We start from the raw sequence: 2,021 nt of genomic DNA, 5'->3' as shown, positions 1-2,021 counted from the left end.
AAAGGAATTGTCAGTCCACTGATGAATAAGATTAGAGCTATCCTCGCTAGAAACTTCTTATCGCTTGTATCCATGATTTGTTTTTTTTGCAGAACGTATAGGCCACCCATCCACTACCGGAGGGCGAGCTTTGATTTCAGGTTAAAGTTTATAATTTTCATTCAGACTTCGACTCTCAGCGGGTAGTGGATTGGTGTGCGCTGCCTTGTTCGCTGTTGTTATTATTACGTCTGTTTAGCGAAAATGCAATTAGCCAAACAGGAATCATTAAAGGCAAGGAATAGATCCCGATAAAAATTAGGGCTATTGCGCTCTGAGCGTCAATATGCCAATAAAAAGCACTAAGAAACACAAATGCAAACCAAGCAGCATACAGAATTGAACCTACAATAAGTATGATTTGAGAAGTTCTAATTGGAGTAATAGAAGCTACGAAGAGGGATATAAAGAGCGGACCTAATGCGAACGGCGTAAAAAAGAGTGCTCCAGATAAGGAAGAAGATTGCGACATCAACGCGAAGATCCCCATAGCGATGATCACGCAAGTCACAATGAAAGCTGGGGTCTTTACTCTTACGATCATTTTCTGGCGAACGTCCAGGATAACCTATAGCTGGAGTGAGCGCAGCGAATGGATGCTATTAGGTTGATCCGTTTGTTATGCACCAGTGCAGCCTTTATTTAATTGTTGTTGAGTTAAGTCTGCGAACCAAAACGTTATCGCCTTTTCATCCAGCGAACTTGTGGACTTATAATGTCGTAAAGGGTGTGGTGAATCCTTTGCATAAAAGTGTGATGGCATCACGGATTCACGGACGTCATATGTAACCCAACTATCCATGTATGAGGCCGCATCCAGTTTGAAAATACCAGCGAGTGCCAAAGAGCCCAAAATGTCTTCCCGTTCATATTTGTTGCTGGGGAATAAGCCTTGAATCAGCTTTTGTAACTGACCCAGCTTTGTTTCATCGCGGTTTCTAAGTCGATTAATCGTTTCCATAAAGAGTTCGATATCTTCATTTGTGGGATTAGGTTTTTCTGCCAATGCAAATTGCTCAAGTGAGGTCAAAGAGCTCTCTATGTAATAGGCCCGCCCCAGATTGCTTTCCAGAACTCTTCCACTAACATTGATATCAAATTCAGGCGATGCAAGACCGCAAATCGAACAGCTCCCACGCTTGCCGCCGCCAAAAATCGGTGATTGGATAAATTCATGATTAGCTAGCTGACGGCAAACTGCATAGCAGGAAAGCACACCGCGCCAATCGAGTCTTCTAGTCGAAAAACTGGCAACAAATGCGCGTCCGACTTCCCTGTGGTCCAACTTTGCAGCTGCTGACCTACAGGCCTCAACCAATTCGTCATGTTTCATTGAACGATTTTCTTTATTATTCATTATTTTATTTTTGCATAACGCAAAGGCCACCCACCCGCTACTGGGGGCGATCTTCGACGAAGGGGTTGAAGGTTAAATTCACCATAAAATCTGGCTATTCAGCGTGTAGCGGGTTGGTGTGCGCCGACTTGTTAGCTGTTTTTGGCTGTGCGTTCGATCTCAGCTAAAGTTAAAATCACAGTGTGTAAAAAAATAATAACTAGAACACCTACGATCAGCCAAATGTGTAGATCAGCCCCTCCCCATCTAAAATCCCAGTGATGCAAATACTCATCAGTAAATTTAGACTTAAAGCCGCTTTCTGAGATCGCACGGTAACCAATAGCTGGAAAAATAATGGAAAAAGGAAGTAAAGGCCAGAATCTACTGCGAGGGATGCGATCAATTAATTTATGGGCTTTCAATGCAGCTTGTATCCGCTTGGTGACTTGAAACACCATAACAAGGGATACTATTCCAATTACTAGCAGGGCTGAGCCTGTTCCGTTAAATGACAAGCTAGATCCATCTTCGCTATGGCTTTCATAACTAAACGAAGCGAGCAACATAAGGGGTATTACCCACCAAGGGAATGAATGTTCTTTATCGGTCTTCATATTTTCAGCTAACGTTAAAGAGCACGCGC

2 protein-coding genes are annotated in these 2,021 nt (G+C 43.0%); both read right to left on the bottom strand.

Annotated features, from left to right (window positions below):
* Positions 1–658: 658 nt before the first annotated feature.
* Positions 659–1,396, bottom strand: a complete 738-nt coding sequence (locus ABGY95_RS09170; protein ID WP_347441375.1) for a hypothetical protein — start codon at positions 1,394–1,396, stop codon at positions 659–661.
* Positions 1,397–1,527: 131 nt separating this feature from the next.
* Positions 1,528–2,021: hypothetical protein (locus tag ABGY95_RS09165; RefSeq protein ID WP_347441374.1), on the bottom strand; the 494-nt coding region annotated here is incomplete at its 5' end.

Origin of the sequence: Rubritalea sp. (assembly GCF_039830215.1) — a bacterium.
Classification (GTDB): domain Bacteria; phylum Verrucomicrobiota; class Verrucomicrobiia; order Verrucomicrobiales; family Akkermansiaceae; genus Rubritalea.
Note: the sequence above shows the minus strand (reverse complement) of the source record. Positions and strands in the feature narration are given on the sequence as shown.